The 14,547-nt window shown below is 70.9% G+C and carries 13 protein-coding genes; 11 read left to right on the forward strand and 2 right to left on the reverse strand.

Annotated elements, in window-relative coordinates; genetic code table 11:
* The first annotated feature begins 9 nt into the window (after positions 1-9).
* A complete protein-coding gene (locus GFH48_RS03460; RefSeq protein WP_153286820.1) occupies positions 10-2,244 on the forward strand; it encodes an MMPL family transporter in 2,235 nt (744 codons plus the stop codon).
* Between the two features lie 241 nt (positions 2,245-2,485).
* Here GFH48_RS03460 and GFH48_RS03465 read toward each other — a convergent pair whose 3' ends face one another.
* Positions 2,486-2,677: a hypothetical protein gene (locus tag GFH48_RS03465; RefSeq protein ID WP_153286821.1), complete on the reverse strand. Its 192-nt coding sequence runs from the start codon at positions 2,675-2,677 to the stop codon at positions 2,486-2,488.
* 167 nt (positions 2,678-2,844) lie between these two features.
* Here GFH48_RS03465 and GFH48_RS03470 point away from each other — a divergent pair, with 167 nt between their 5' ends.
* Both GFH48_RS03470 and GFH48_RS03475 read left to right on the forward strand, forming a co-directional pair.
* The gene (locus GFH48_RS03470; RefSeq protein WP_153286822.1) at positions 2,845-3,978 is read left to right on the forward strand and encodes a glutathione-independent formaldehyde dehydrogenase; all 1,134 of its coding nucleotides are present in this window, start codon (positions 2,845-2,847) and stop codon (positions 3,976-3,978) included.
* Positions 3,979-4,258: 280 nt separating this feature from the next.
* Positions 4,259-4,981, forward strand: a complete 723-nt coding sequence (locus GFH48_RS03475) for an FAD binding domain-containing protein (RefSeq protein WP_153286823.1) — start codon at positions 4,259-4,261, stop codon at positions 4,979-4,981.
* A 90-nt stretch (positions 4,982-5,071) separates the two neighbouring features.
* Here the strand turns inward: GFH48_RS03475 and GFH48_RS03480 are convergent, their stop codons facing one another.
* A complete protein-coding gene (locus GFH48_RS03480) occupies positions 5,072-5,578 on the reverse strand; it encodes a cupin domain-containing protein (RefSeq protein ID WP_153286824.1) in 507 nt (168 codons plus the stop codon).
* 137 nt (positions 5,579-5,715) lie between these two features.
* On the opposite strand from GFH48_RS03480, the gene GFH48_RS03485 reads away from it, so the two are divergent.
* The 8 genes from GFH48_RS03485 (at position 5,716) to GFH48_RS03520 (ending at position 14,499) form a co-directional block, all read left to right on the forward strand.
* Entirely contained in the window at positions 5,716-6,150 is a 435-nt protein-coding gene (locus tag GFH48_RS03485; RefSeq protein WP_153286825.1) for an RrF2 family transcriptional regulator, read from the forward strand.
* Complete coding sequence (locus GFH48_RS03490; protein ID WP_153286826.1) at positions 6,147-7,046, forward strand: DsbA family oxidoreductase; 900 nt, start codon at positions 6,147-6,149, stop codon at positions 7,044-7,046. The genes GFH48_RS03485 and GFH48_RS03490 overlap by 4 nt, the downstream gene beginning before the upstream one ends.
* Positions 7,047-7,646: 600 nt before the next feature.
* The gene (locus tag GFH48_RS03495; RefSeq protein ID WP_153286827.1) at positions 7,647-9,221 is read left to right on the forward strand and encodes an ABC transporter substrate-binding protein; all 1,575 of its coding nucleotides are present in this window, start codon (positions 7,647-7,649) and stop codon (positions 9,219-9,221) included.
* A 31-nt stretch (positions 9,222-9,252) separates the two neighbouring features.
* Positions 9,253-10,281, forward strand: a complete 1,029-nt coding sequence (locus tag GFH48_RS03500) for an ABC transporter permease (RefSeq protein WP_153286828.1) — start codon at positions 9,253-9,255, stop codon at positions 10,279-10,281.
* A gap of 2 nt (positions 10,282-10,283) precedes the next feature.
* Complete coding sequence (locus GFH48_RS03505; protein ID WP_153286829.1) at positions 10,284-11,171, forward strand: ABC transporter permease; 888 nt, start codon at positions 10,284-10,286, stop codon at positions 11,169-11,171.
* Entirely contained in the window at positions 11,171-12,115 is a 945-nt protein-coding gene (locus tag GFH48_RS03510) for an ABC transporter ATP-binding protein (RefSeq protein ID WP_153286830.1), read from the forward strand. Before GFH48_RS03505 ends, GFH48_RS03510 begins: the two co-directional genes overlap by 1 nt.
* Positions 12,112-12,981: an ABC transporter ATP-binding protein gene (locus GFH48_RS03515; protein WP_153286831.1), complete on the forward strand. Its 870-nt coding sequence runs from the start codon at positions 12,112-12,114 to the stop codon at positions 12,979-12,981. Before GFH48_RS03510 ends, GFH48_RS03515 begins: the two co-directional genes overlap by 4 nt.
* A gap of 177 nt (positions 12,982-13,158) precedes the next feature.
* Entirely contained in the window at positions 13,159-14,499 is a 1,341-nt protein-coding gene (locus GFH48_RS03520) for an LLM class flavin-dependent oxidoreductase (RefSeq protein WP_153286832.1), read from the forward strand.
* Positions 14,500-14,547 lie beyond the last annotated feature (48 nt).

The raw sequence follows: 14,547 nt of genomic DNA on the forward strand, positions 1-14,547 counted from the left end.
GGAGAACCCGTGCAGACCTTCGCGCTCTTCCTGCTGCGCCGTCGCCGGTGGGTGATCGGCTTCTGGCTGGTCGTCCTGCTGGCCGGGGGCACCGCGGCCGGCCGGCTGCCGGACCGGCTGTCGTCGGACTTCTCGCTGCCCGGCCAGGAGGGTTCCGAGACCCAGGCCGAGCTCGCCCGCACCTACGGCGTCTCGGCCGATCTGGGCTGTCTGCCGGTGCTCACCGCGCCGGCCGGCCGCACGATCGCTCGCGCGGACGTCACCGCCGTCGCGGACCGGATCCGCGCGATGGGCGGCGTCCAGGTGCTCGACTACGGCGGCACCGGTGATCCGGACTTCCTGACCGAAGACGGGCACAGTACGTTCCTGCTCGTCTACGGACCGCAGCCGGCCGGCTTCGACGACCCGCTCGCCGATCCTGTGGACCGCACGGTCCGGGCGGCGGCACGGGAGCGGGGTCTGACGGCCGCCGTCACCGGCTACAACCAGCTCGCGGCCGGCAGCGACACCGGCGGCGACAAGGGGCTCAGCGTGCTGGGCGAGACACTGGTCGGCGCGCTGGGCGCGCTGCTGGTGCTGGTCTTCGTGTTCGCGTCGTTCCTCGCCCTGGTCCCGCTGCTGATCGCTGGCGTGTCCATCCTGGCGACGTTCCTGGTCGTCCTCGGCCTGACCACGTTCACGGACGTGTCCTTCGTCGTGCAGTTCCTTATCGCTCTCGTCGGGCTGGGCGTCGCGATCGACTACTCACTGCTGGTGGTCTCCCGCTGGCGCGAGGAGCGGGCCCGCGGCCGGTCGAACGACGAAGCGGTCGTCACGGCGGTGACGACGGCGGGACGAGCGGTGCTCGCCTCCGGCATCACCGTCGCGATCAGCCTGGTCGCGCTGGTCGTGGTCGACGTGCCGCTGATCAGGAGCATGGGCTTCGGCGGCATGGTGATCCCGGTGATCAGCACCCTGGTCGTACTCACCCTGCTGCCGGTCCTGCTGAGCGTGGCCGGCCCCCGCGTCGACCGGCCCCGGCTCCGTACGGAGGGACACACCTCACGGGCCTGGTCGGCCTGGGCACGGGGGGTCGTGCGGTACCGCTGGGCCGCCGCCGGGGTCGCCTGTGCCGCGCTCGCGCTGGCGATCGTCCCGGTCTTCGGGCTTCAGATCGGCCAGTCCGGTTCCGACTCCCTGGCCCGCGACGGCGTGGCCCACGACACGCTGGCGGCGCTCCGTACCGGCGGGGTGGGCGACGGGGTGCTGACGCCGATGCCGTTGCTGGTCCGGTCCGGCGCGGACGCCACCGCGGTCGCCACGGCCGCCGGGCGCGTGGACGGCGTCCGGATGGCGGTCGTCGCCCCGGCCGCGAGGGGCGGTGTCACCGAGGTGGTCGTGGTGCCCGAGCACGAGACGGTGGACAACACCAGTGTGGCCGTGGTGAGTGCGGTACGGAACGCGACGAGGGGCCTGCCGGGGTACATCGGCGTGGCCGGCCGCGGCGCCGTCGTCCTCGACTACCAGCGGGCGGTCTTCGACAACTTTCCGTATGTGCTGGGTCTGATCGCCCTGGTCACCTTCGTGCTGCTGGTCCGTACGTTCCGCTCACTGCTGCTGCCGCTCAAGGCGGTGCTGCTCAACCTGGTCAGCGTGGCCGCGGTGTTCGGGTCGGTCACCTGGTTCTGGCAGGACGGACACGGCTCGGGGGCGCTGTTCGGGATCGCGGCGACCGGCGCGCTGACGTTCTGGCTGCCGGTCCTGATCTTCGCGTTCCTGTTCGGGCTGTCCATGGACTACGAGGTCTTCATCCTGGCCCGGATGCGCGAGGAGTACGACCGCACCGGTTCGACGTCGTACGCGGTGGAGCACGGACTGGGACGCACCGGGCGGCTGGTCACCTCGGCCGCGCTGATCCTGTTCTTCGCGTTCGCCGCGCTGGCCGCCGCCCCCGGTACCGACATCAAGGTCCTGGCCACCGCTCTGGGCGCGGGCATCCTGCTCGACGCCACCGTGGTGCGGGCACTGCTGGTACCGGCGATGGTGTCGCTGTTCGGCAAGTACAACTGGTGGCTGCCCGCGGGGATCGCGAGACTGCTGCGCGTCGAAGCGTCGCCCTTGACTCCGGACACGGTCGTCCCGGCCGGTCACGACGCGGGCTCGCACCCACAGGTCGACGATTCGGCCGTGGCCGACACCGGGGCCGACGCTCTCACCGGCGACGACCGGGGCGAAGTCCGCGACGGATCCGCGCCGGTGCGGTGAGGGAGACGACCGGGGCACCGTGTCCGCGACCGTGCACACGGATGCGGTGCGACGGGCGGGGCGCCTTCCGCGAGGGGTACGTGCGGAGGCGGCGCGAGGACCGGGGCACCGTCCGTGAGGGCGTGTGCGAAGGCGGCGCCGGGCACCGTCCGCGAGGGGTGTGCGGGTGCGGTGGCACGCGCGCCGCCGGGTGCCCGGGCGGCGCCGGGAGCAGGAGGGGTGCTGTCGGCGGCGGCCGGGATCAGCGGTCGGCGATGTCCTCGCGGAGGCCGTCGGAGAACTCCCACCACGACAGGGGGAGCCAGTCACCGTTGATGAACGCGTCGACCGTGGCGCCTCGACCGCGGACCGTCACGGTCGTCCCGGGAGGGTATGTGGTGCCCGACAGTCCCGGTACGGGGACAAGCAGGGTTCCGAGTCTCTGTGCTGACACCTTTCGCTCTCCCTTTCCATTCTCCCGCCACGGCAGCGGAATGCCATTCGTGCCGACATTACCGGCTTGTCCGATCGGGCAGACCGGACAATCATGAGAGATGGGTCACGCGATGAAAGCGGCGGGGGTGACAACCGGACGCGCTTTTCCCGACGGAGGTACCTGCCATGAAGGCCGTTGTGTACAAGGGACCGTTCACCGTGGCGGTCGAAGAGATCGAAAGGCCCGGCATCCAGCACCCGAACGACGCGATCGTACGCATCACCTCCACCGCGATATGCGGCTCGGACCTGCACATGTACGAGGGTCGCACCGCTGCCGAGCCCGGCATCGTCTTCGGCCACGAGAACATGGGAATCATCGAGGAGATCGGCCAGGGCGTCACCTCGCTCAAGAAGGGCGACCGCGTCGTCATGCCCTTCAACGTCGCCTGCGGTTTCTGCACCAACTGCGTCGAGGGATTCACGGGATACTGTCTCACCGTCAATCCCGGTTTCGCCGGCGGCGCTTACGGCTATGTGGCCATGGGACCGTACAAGGGCGGTCAGGCCGATTATCTTCGCGTCCCCTACGCCGACTTCAACTGCCTGAAGCTCCCACCGGGAGAGGAACACGAGAGCGACTTCATCCTGCTCGCCGACATCTTCCCCACCGGCTACCACGGCTGCGAACTCGCGCAGGTCCGGCCCGGCGAGAGCGTCGCGGTGTACGGCGGCGGGCCGGTCGGACTCATGGCCGCCTACTCGGCGTTGATACGCGGCGCGAAGAAGGTGTTCGTCGTGGACCGCGTCGCCGAACGGCTGCAGAAGGCCGAGGAGATCGGCGCGGTTGCGATCAACTTCGCCGAGGGCGACCCCGTCGAGCAGATCAAGGACCGGACCGAGGGCATCGGCACGGACAAGGGTGTGGACGCCGTCGGTTACCAGGCCACGGCGCACGGCACGGAACGCGAGGAACCGGCGACCGTCCTCAACTCGCTCGTGGGGACGGTCCGGGCGACCGGAGCGGTCGGCGTACCCGGACTCTATGTCCCGTCCGACCCCGGCGGCCCGGACGAACAGGCCAAGCACGGCATGCTCCTGGTGGCGATCGGCAAGCTCTTCGAGAAGGGCCTGCGGATCGGGACGGGCCAGTGCAACGTGAAGCGCTACAACCGCTTCCTGCGCGACATGATCATCGAGGGCCGGGCGAAGCCGAGCTTCGTCGTCTCCCATGAAATGCCGCTGGATCAGGCGCCGTCGGCGTACGACAAGTTCGACAAGCGGATCGAGGGTTACACGAAGGTCGTGCTGCACCCGTAGTCCGAGCAGGCCGACAGAACCCGTCCGCGGGGAAGGACGCGAGGCTGGAGCCGTAGTGGGTCGTACGGCTCCGGCCTCCGGGCGTTCTGCCCGCGATGGTGCCGCACCGGCCGCTCCAAGGGCCGCCGTACGTCTGCGGGTGAGGAGCGCACGAGGTGAAACGATGAGCCCTGCATGCGCCCCCGCATCCGTGGGGAGAATGCGCGAGTGCCAGCGCTCGTACGGCTGAGCTGCCGCGTTCCACCATCGCCAACTCCCCAGGAAAGCAGGGTCGGCTGCCATGCTGCTGCGTCTGCCCACGTCCGTGTCCGAAGCACAGGAGTGCATGGCCGAGGGGGCGGAGCCGATCGGCGGCGCGACACTCGTCTGGGCCGCCTGGCAGCGGGACGGCTTTCCCGAGCGGGCCATGTCGCTGCGCAACCTGCCGGAGGCCAACGCGATCGGGCCCCGGTCGCTGGGCTCCGCCGTGGTGCTGAACCGGATCGACGACCGTGTGCCGGAGGTACTGCGGCGGGCGGCCGGCTCGGTGGGGACCGGAGCCGTCCGCCGGACGGCCACGGTGGGGGGCAACCTCGTCGGCAGCACGCTGCGCTGCCTGCTGCCCGCGGCACTCGTCCTGGACGCCGGCGCGACCGTGCTGGAACCGGACAGGGTGTACGAGACGGACCTGGCCGAGGTGATCGCCAAGCACCATCTGCTGCTCAGCCTGAACTGGCGTGAACCGAGGGTCAGCGGCTACCACAAGGTGTCCGGCGACGCGGGCGGACCGCCGCCCCTCGTCGTCGCCACCGCCGTGCACGCCGACGACGACGGACGCCACCGTCTGAGGATCGCGGTCCGGGACGGCTACGAGGTCCTCTGCGAGAGCGTCGAGTGCGACAGGGACACCGCGCAGGTCCTCCACACCCTGGAGCGTACGGACATCGGCGCACTCCACTCCACGGCCTCGGAGTTGGTCCGCGATCAGGTCGCCGCCGTCCTGGCCCGTGTCACCGACCGCTGATCCGGGGGCCGGGAGACTCGGCCGACAGTCCCGGGCCGGGACGTTCGGCCGAGGGCCGGGCTCGCGGACTGTAGTCGGGTGTAAGGGAGTTCACGTCTCGTCCGCCGGAAGCGCGTACAGGCGGGGAAGGTTGACCACGATCGCCTCCTGGGTGCTGCGGGCGATGACGACCACCGCTTCGTCGTCGGGGTCCGGGTTCTCCTCCCGGTGCGGCACGAACGGCGGGACGAAGATGTAGTCACCCGGGGAGGTGCGCAGCCGTACCTCCTCCGGCTCGCTTCCGGAGTCGTCGAGGAAGACGAACTCGGGGTGTCCGCTCACCACATAGATGGCGGTCTCGGACTCTCCGTGATGGTGGTCGGACGACGAGGTGGCGGGTGCCACGTGGGTCTGGCCCATCCACAGCTTCTCGGAGCCCACGTTCTTCCCGCTGACGGCCGCGAACCTGCGCATGCCGCCGCTCTGGGCGGTGTCACCGTCGAGGGAATCGGACCGGACGTGGTGCAGCCGGGTGCGCAGCGGCGCGGCCACGCGGTCCGCGGCGTCGTGGAGATGCGGGTGAAAGCCTTCACCAGGGGTCGTCGACGGCTCGCTCATGACCGGGACGCTAGGGCCGTCCCGAAAAGGATGTCAAGAGGTGTCCATTGCCGTTCACCTGCGGCAACGTTCCCGCAATGAAGGGCGCGAGCCGTTCGGCCCCCTCGCTCCGCACACTCCTCAGGCATGATGTGCGCATGCATATTTCCGCGAAGGCGGACTACGCCATGCGGGCGCTGCTGGAGCTCGCCCGTGAACCCGCCCGTCCGCTGACCTGCGAGGCCATCGCCTCTTCGCAGGAGATCCCGTTCCGGTTCCTGAAGTCCGTGGTCGGCGAACTGCGCAGAGCGGGCCTGGTGCGCAGCCAGCGTGGCTGCGAGGGCGGCTACTGGCTCGGCAGGCCCGCGGAGGAGATCACTCTGCTGGACGTCGCGCGTGCTGTCGACGGCGAGTTGATCACCCTGCGCGGCGCGCCGCTGGACGGCCTCGACTATCCCGGTCCCGCGGCGGGGCTGCCGGAGGTGTGGCGCGAGGTCGAAGCGGGTGCGGCCGCCGTCCTGGGCGGGGTGACCCTGAGGTCGCTGCTGCCCGAGGGAGCGGCCGGCGGGCTGGCCCGGACGGGCGCCGCGTGACGGGCTCGCCGGTGCCGCCGGCGGTCGAAGTGGTGGAGTACACCGACCCGTTGTGTCCCTGGGCCTGGGGATCCGAGCCCGTCTTCCGCGCCTTGCGAGCGGCGCTGGCCGGCCGGGTGCGCTGGCGGCGGGTGTACGCGATCCTCTTCGACCACGACGACGACCCGCCGCCCGACCCGGCCGCGGAGACCGCCTGGTACGCGCGCTACGTCGAGGACATCAGCGCGCACAGCCACGCCCCGCGGGCCCGGCGACTCAGCCGGGTGGCGGCCAGTTCCTGGCCCTCCTCCCTGGTCGCCAAGGCCGCCGAACGGCAGGGCGGTGACGTCGCCGAGCGGGTGCTGCGACGGCTGCGGGAGACCGTGTTCGTACTCGGGGAGCCGGCGGACACCGCCGCGCTGGCGCTGTCCGCGGTGCGCGGCACACCGGGGCTCGACCTGCGGCGGCTGACGACCGACGCCGCGTCCGGGGCGGTGCGGGAACAGGTGCGGGCCGACCGGGCGGAGGCGCGCCGGCCGGTTCCCGAGGTGCTGGTGCCGGGGGGCGGGTCACCGCATCCCGGCGCGGCCAAGGAGACCGGCGGCGGCGGGCGCCGGTACGCGCTGCCGACTCTGCTGGTCCGGTCGGGCGCGGGGTGTCGCGCGGTGCCCGGCTGGCGGCCCTTCGAGGAGTACGCCGCCGCCGTCGACGCGCTCCGTCCCGGGCTGCTGAGGGTCCCCGCACCGCTCTCCCCGGCCGACGCGCTGGAGCGCTACCGGAGCCTGACGGATCCCGAGCGGCGGCTGCTCACGGCCGGTGCGTGGCCGCCGGCGCACGCCGTGCGGGTGGAGACCGGCAACGGCCCCTTGTGGCTGCATCCCGACGAGGCCGCGGCGCATCCCGCCGCCCGCCGCTGAGCACTTCCCCCTGACGGGCAGGTCTCTGATCTGCGATCAGTGACCGTCCCGCCGAATGAGACACCAATTGGTGTCCATTGACAGCCGGTCGAAGCTGCCCCCAGGATGTGCAGCATGCTCACGACGCACCCCGGTGTGGTGTGCCGCTACGTGGACCTGCGGCGCACCAGCAGCGCACTCTGTCGCTGACCTTCCGCCGCCCCTGGCCCGCAGGCGCCTGACCGCCGCTCCCGGCACCGGCCGCCCGCCGCCCGCCCGAGCCGCGTCCGTCCCCCTGCGTCCGCGCCTCCGCCGAAGCGCATCCCCGCCCAGCGCCCGCGTGCACCGTCGCACGCCTTCTCCCTCTCCCGGCCCGCCTCCATGGGCCCCCGACACCCCCTGCCCCGAGCGCCGCGCGCCCCGAGTGTGCGCGGTCGCCTCCCCCGGACCGCCCGTCCGGGTCACGGTCGACGGCGCGTACGGGCTTCGAGCACGGCCCCGCGCCCCGCTCCTCCGTCCCCGCTCCTTCTCCCTCCCTCTCCCTCACCGTTTCCGCTCCACCCGTCGCGCTCCGCTCCCCCTGCCGCGGTCCGGGCCGGGGCCCACCACAGGAAGAGAACGATGCCCGCCCAACTCACCACCCACCGCCGCAGACTGGTCCACCCCTCATCGCGACGCACCGGGGGCCCGCGGGCCGCCGCCCTCGCAGCCGCCCTCGTCGCCCTGCTCGCACCCGCCCTCAGCGCGTGCGGCGGCGACACCGCCGCCGCGGGTGGCGGAGCCACATTGAAGTGGACGTCCTCGTACTTCCCGGCCCACTGGGACCCGGTGGTCGGGGGAAGCGGCGCCCAGTTCCGTGAACTCGCCCTGACCTACGCATCGTTGACCCGTACGGACGAGACGGGCAAGGCCGTTCCGGACCTCGCCAGGAGCTGGGAGTACAACGAGAAGGGTGACGAGATCACCTTCCATCTGCGCCCCGGCCTGAAGTTCAGTGACGGTCAGCCGGTCGACGCCGCCGCCGTCAAGGCGGCCATCGAACGGGCCCAGAAACAGAAGAACTCGGCGCTCTTCGGCGACCTGACCTCCATCAGGACGGTGGACGCCGAAGGGCTGGACGCCGTCCTGCACCTGACCCAGGTCGACTACCAGATCCCGCAGTTGCTCGGTGAGCGTGTGCTGCAGATCGCCAGTCCGCTGGCCGCGAAGAATCCCGCGAAGCTGGACCAGAACCCCGTCGGCGCCGGTCCGTTCACCGTCACCCAGCTGATCCCGGGGACCAAGGCGGTCCTCAGGAAGAACCCTGACTACTGGGACGCGAAGAACATCCACATCGACAACGTCGAGCTGACCTCCGCTCCGGACGCCTCCACGGTCGTCTCCGGTCTGCGGACGGGCGTCTACAACTTCGCCGACCTGGACCCGAGTCAGGCGTCGGCCGCCAAGAAGGCCGGCCTCGACGTCTTCGTGCAGCCGGGCTTCAACGCCTCGAACCTCAGCCTGAACATCAACAAGGCGCCGTTCGACAACGCCAAGGTCGTCGACGCCGTCCGGTACGCGATCAACCGTCAGGAGTTCGTGGACAAGCTGACGTTCGGCTACGGCGAGGTCACCGACCAGCCGTTCCCCAAGGGGTACGTGGCCTACGACCCGAAGTCCGAGGCCGACCACCCCTACGATCCTGCGAAGTCGAAGAAGCTGCTCACCGAGGCGGGTTACAAGGCGGGCGCCATCAAGCTCGACCTGGTGATCCCCGCGGACGACCCGCAGGCCGAGATCGTCCAGTCCCAGCTGGCCAAGGTCGGCATCACCGTCACCATCAAGGTCGACAAGAACTGGGCCACCCCGTTCTTCGCGAAGAACCTGAAGTTCTCGCTCTACGGGACCACCGGTCGCGACTCCGCGGCGCAGACCCTCACCGCCCACTTCGGTCCCAACGGTCCGCTGAACCTCAGCTCGCCCTACGAGCCCGCCGGTTTCGAGGCCGCGATCGCCAAGGTCCGTCAGACCCCGTTGGACGCGCCGGACTACGCCAAGGTGCTCCAGGCGGCGACCCGGGCGGGGCTGAAGAGCGGGGCCCTCGTCTTCACGTACTCGCAGCCGAACCTCATCGCCAAGAGCACGTCGATCTCGGACCTGCCGAAGAACCCGGCCCACATCGACTGGACCGGCGTGACCATCTCCAGCGCCAACTGACATCCGTCCACTACAGAGAGGGGGCAACTCCATGACGACGACAGCGGTACAGACCGCGCCTGCCCGCCGTCGCGGGGTCGCCGTGACCAGGGTGCGGCACACGCTGGGCCGCGTCCTGGTCGCCCTCGCCCGGTCGATCGCGATCTTCGTGCCCGTCTTCCTGGTCGCGACGTTCGTGACGTTCGCGCTGCGGTCGCTGAGCGGACTCAGCCCGGCGCGGATCCAACTGGGCGAAGAGGCGACTCCCGAGGCGATCCACCGGGTCGAGTCCCAGTGGGGGCTCGACCGGCCCTTCCTGGTCCAGTACTGGGACTGGTTCACCGGCGTCCTGCACGGACAGCTCGGCACCAGCTGGACCAACGGCGCCGACATCTCCACGCTCATCGGTCTGGGCCTGGAAGTGAGCCTTTCCGTCGCGACGTTCGCGCTCGTCATCGGCGTACTCCTCGGCTTCGCCCTGGGGACGGTGGCGGCGCTGCGGCGCACCACATGGGTCGACCGCGCGATCACGGGCTTCGTCACGGTCATCTCGGTGATGCCGGCCTTCGTCGTCGGCATCGTGCTGGTCGCGGTCCTCGCGGTCGGGCTCCATGTGTTCCCCTCCGCCGGCTACATCCCGGTCCGGCAGGGATTCGGCCCGTGGCTCGCGCACATCACCCTCCCGGCGATCGCGCTCAGCTTCGACGTCGTCGCGGACGTCGCCCGTCAACTGCGCGGCAGTCTCGTCGCGGCCTACCGGGAGAACTACGTGACGGGCGCGGTGGTACGCGGACTGGGGGCGCGCCGGATCTTCCTGGTGCACGTGCTGCGCAATGGCATCGGGCCCGCGCTCGCCACGCTCGGCCTGAAGTTCCCCGCGCTCGTCGGAGCCTCCGTCGTCACCGAGTGGATCTTCGGCCTGCAGGGCTTCGGCAGGTTCGCCAACGACTCCGCCCAGGCCGGTGACGTACCGGCCGTGCAGGGCGTCCTCGTGGTGTCGATCGTCCTCGTCGTCCTGTTCAACCTGATCGTCAACCTGGTGCTGGCGCGTGTGACGCCGGCGTCCCAGCGGGGGGTATGACCATGGTGCGCCACGTCCTCTCACTCGTGTCCGGCCGGATCGCCGTCGCCGTCCTGACCCTGATCGTCCTGCTCGCGGTCCTCGGCCCGTCGCTCGCTCCGCAGGATCCCCTCGCGACCAGTGACCACACGCTCGCGGCGGCGTCGGGCGCCCACTGGCTCGGCACCGACTACCTCGGCCGTGACGTGCTGAGCCGGCTGCTCGACGGCTCCCGTGTCAGTGTGCTCGGCTCGCTCGAAGTCACCCTGATGGCACTGGTGGTAGGCGCGATCCCCGGCATCCTGTCGGTCTACCTCGGCCGGGTCTTCGAGTGGGTCACCCTCCGCCTGGCCGACACCCTGGTCGCGCTGCCGTTCCTGCTGTTCGCGGTCGCCGTGATCGCGCTGCTCGGCAACGGCATCACTCAAGCCATGTTCGTCACGGGCGCGTTGGTCTCCCCGCTCTTCTACCGGGTGGCCCGCGCCGCCACGCTGGCCGTGGCCCGCTCGCCGTACGTGGAGGCCGCGCTGATCTCCGGTGCCTCGATCGGCTGGATCGTACGGCGCCACGTGTGGGGCAAGGTGCTCCCGCCGATCGCCGTCGCGCTCGCCCAGACCATCGGCGTCGGCTTCATCATCGTGTCGAGCCTGACGTTCCTCGGCATCGGGGTCCAGCCCCCCGCGCCCACCTGGGGCGGCCTGCTCGCCTCGGACCTGGGCTATCTCGGCTACCAGCCGTGGGCGCCTCTCGCCCCCGCGCTGTTGATCATGGTGACGGTCTGGGCCGGCAACCTGCTCGCCGACGCGATCCGCGACGTCTCCGGCGAGGCCGGCCGGGCGTTCGTCAACGACCGCAAGGCACGCGCCAACCGCCCCGGCACGTCCGATCCCGTTCCCACCGGAGGTGCGTGATGACGACGCTGTCCCGGAACACCGCCCGCGCGAGGACCCGCGATGCCGCGACCGCCGACCCGACCGCCGCGACCGGTTCGACGGGTGCGCCCGCCACGACCGCTACGACGGAGAAGACCGGTGCGACGGCCGCGCCCGTGCTCGCCGTCCGCGGGATACGCGTCAGCGATCTGGCCGGCGACCGCGAGATCGTCCACGGGGTGAGCTTCGACCTCACCCCCGGCAAGGCCGTCGGCATCGTCGGCGAGTCGGGCAGCGGGAAGACCCTCACCTGCCGCGCCGCGCTCGGCATCCTCCCCCCGCACTTCGAGGTCACCGGCGGCTCGATCGAGATCACCGGCACCGACATCGAGACCCTGACCCCGCGGCAGTGGACGGCTCTGCGGGGGGCCACGATCAGCGCGGTCTTCCAGGATCCCGCGTCCTACCTCAATCCCTCGATCCGTGTGGGCCCGCAGATCGCCGAGGTCGTCCGCGTCAAGAAGGGACTGAAGCGGCGGGAGGCGCGCCGTCGTGCCGTCGAACTGCTGCGGGCGGTGCGGTTGCGCGACCCCGAGCTGGTCTACGGCCAGTACACCCACGAGCTCTCGGGGGGCATGCTCCAGCGTGTCCTGATCGCGACGGCGATCGCCGCCGATCCGCGGATCCTCATCGCCGACGAGGCCACGACGGCGCTCGACGTCACGGTCCAGGCCGAGATCCTCGACCTGCTCGCCGAGCTGCGTCGGCGCACCGGCCTCGCCCTGGTGGTCGTCTCCCACGACCTGGCCGTCGTCGCCCAGCTGTGCGACGAGGTGCTCGTCATGCGTGACGGCGAGGTCGTGGAGCACGGACCGACGGAGGCGGTGCTCCACCATCCACGGCACGAATACACCCAGTTGCTCATCGCCGAACACGAGCAGTACGGCCTGGAGAAGTTCCTCACGCCGACGGAGGCCTCATGACCGCCACACGCCCCCCGGACGAGTCCGCCGGCACCGGCACACGTCCGGACACCGTCCTCGAGGTCACCGGCCTTGACGTGCACTACGGCCGGCGCCGCAGGCGTCGTCGCGCCCTGCACGGGCTCTCGCTGAGCGTCGCGCCGGGCGAGACCGTCGGGATCATCGGCGAGACGGGCTCGGGCAAGTCCACCTTCGCCCGCACGGTCCTCGGCCTGGTGCGCGCGTCCGCGGGCCGGATCGTCATCGGCGGCGAGGACGTCAGCGCGTACGGCCCGCGGCAGTGGCGAGGACTGCGCCGGCGGGGTGTGGTCCAGTACGTCTTCCAGGACCCGCTGCGCAGCCTCGACCCCGACCTCACCGTCGAGGAGTCCCTCCTCGAACCGCTGCTGGTGCAGGGTGTCGAGCGGACGGAGGCGGCCGGCAGGGCCCGCGACTTCCTCGCCCGTGTGCGGCTCTCGGAGGAACTGCTCGACCGGCTGCCCGGCGAGCTCTCCGGGGGCCAGCGGCAGCGTGTCGCGGTGGCCCGGGCGCTCGTCACCGAGCCGCGACTGATCCTCCTCGACGAACCCGTCAGCGCTCTGGACTCCGCGAACCGCGTCCAGGTCCTGCGGATTCTCAAGGAACTCCGAGCCGCCGGCGTGGCCCTCGTCTTCATCTCGCACGACCTCGGGTCCGTCGCCGGGATCGCCGACCGCATCGCGGTGCTCCACCAGGGCGAACTGGTGGAGGTCGGAGCCGCCCGGGACGTCATCACCCACCCGCGGCACGACTACACCCGTCTGCTCGTCAGCTCCGCGCCCACCCTGCGGGCGGCCTCGGCCGGCCGGGCCGAGCGCGACGCGCTGCGCGCTCTGCTGCACACCTGAGCTCAGCGCAGAACCCGCGACGCCACAGAACCGGCGATGCCTCCCACCCGACCGACCGCCCGAGAAACCGGCTGTCTCCGGAACCAGCGGTCCTGGCAGCGGTCCTGGAACCGAGCGGTCTCCCGGACCCGCCCTCCGCACAACCTCAGCACCTCAGAACCATCGAGAGGAACCCTCATGTCCCGCACCCTTCACCTCGCGCTGCACCCCTACGGTGTCGGCGGCCCCGGCCAGCACGGTCTGTGGAAGGACCCGCGCGTCGCGAAGAACGCGAGCATCGACATCAACTACTACATCGCGCAGGCCAAGGCGGCCGAACACGCGCTGTTCGACGCCCTCTTCATCGTCGACAGCCAGTTCATCAACTCCACCTACCCGGCGCACTATCTGAACCGGCTGGAGCCGCTCACCCTGCTGTCGGCGGTCGCCACCCACACCCGGCACATCGGTCTGGTGGGCACGGCCAGTTCGACGTACAACTCGCCCTTCAACCTCGCCCGCCGGTTCGCCTCCCTCGACCACATCAGCGGCGGTCGCGCCGGCTGGAACGTCGTCACCAGTTTCGACACCGGGACGTCCCGGAACTTCGGGCTCGACGAGCACCTCGACTACACCACCCGCTACGGCCGCGCGCTGGAGTTCGTCCAGGTCGCCAGGGGCCTGTGGGACTCCTACGAGGACGACGCGTTCCCGGCCGACGTGGCGCGCGACGTCTTCCTCGACCCGGCCAAACTGCACGCGCTCGACCACGAGGGCGAACACTTCAAGATCGCCGGCCCGCTCAACCTCTCCCGCTCCGCGCAGGGCCAGCCCGTGATCTTCCAGGCGGGGGTCTCCGAGGAGGGGCGGGACCTCGCGGCCCAGGTCGCCGAGGGCATCTACGCGCCGGGCGGCACCCTGCGACAGGCGCAGGAGTACTACGCCGACATCAAGTCGCGTACCGCGTCGTACGGACGCGACCCCGAGCACATCAAGATATTCATCCACGGCGGGCCGGTCGTCGCCGCCACCGACGAGGCGGCCGTGCGGCGCGAGCGGGAGATCTTCGAGGAGGACAACGACTTCGACCGCAACCTCGCGCTCCTCGGCCGTTCCTTCGGTGCCTACGACTTCAGCGGTCACGACCTGGACGCGCCGTTCCCGGACGTCGCGCACCTCGCCGAGAAGGGCGGCCGCACCGGCGCGGCGAAACTCATCGAGCGTGCCAGGACCGAGCAGTTGACGTTGCGTCAGGTAGCGCAGTCCGTCAGCGAGTTCCGCCGCTCGCCGTTCGTCGGGGCGCCGACGACCGTCGCCGACACCATCGAGCAGTGGTTCGCCGCGGGTACCTTCGACGGCATCAACCTCGCCTTCCGCAACAACGACGACCTGGAACTCTTCGTCGACGGTGTCGTGCCGATCCTGCAGAAGCGGGGCCTGTTCCGCACCGAGTACGAGGCCGAGACCCTGCGCGGCAACCTCGGCCTGCCGGTCCCCGCCAACCGTCACACCCGCGCGCCCCAGCTCGTGAACGGCTGAGGACGGGATCATGGCCGGACCTCCGCCCCGCTCGTCCTGACCGGGGAC

It is taken from the genome of Streptomyces fagopyri (assembly GCF_009498275.1).
Lineage (GTDB): Bacteria > Actinomycetota > Actinomycetes > Streptomycetales > Streptomycetaceae > Streptomyces > Streptomyces fagopyri.